Origin of the sequence: Neisseria sp. P0014.S009, assembly GCF_051958155.1 — a bacterium.
Lineage (GTDB): Bacteria > Pseudomonadota > Gammaproteobacteria > Burkholderiales > Neisseriaceae > Neisseria > Neisseria flavescens_C.
In genome coordinates this window covers 1-231 of record NZ_JBQCVS010000306.1, presented here as the reverse complement: position 1 = coordinate 231, position 231 = coordinate 1, and the positions used below count along the sequence as shown (strand labels likewise).

Genomic DNA, 231 nt, shown 5'->3' with positions numbered 1-231 from the left:
GACTACACGGGTATCTAATCCCGTTCGCTCCCCTGGCTTTCGTGCCTCAGCGTCAGAAAAGATCCAGCGTGCCGCCTTCGCCACCGGAGTTCCTCTGGATATCAACGCATTTCACCGCTCCACCCAGAGTTCCGCACGCCCCTATCTCCCTCCAGGCCCCCAGTATCCGCGGCACTACTCTGGTTAAGCCAGAGAATTTCACCGCAGACTTGGTGGCCCGCCTACGCACCC

General features: G+C 60.2%; 1 rRNA gene. It reads right to left on the bottom strand.

Annotated elements, in window-relative coordinates:
- Positions 1-231: ribosomal RNA gene (locus tag ACTHS4_RS12750) — 16S ribosomal RNA — on the bottom strand; the annotation flags it as partial.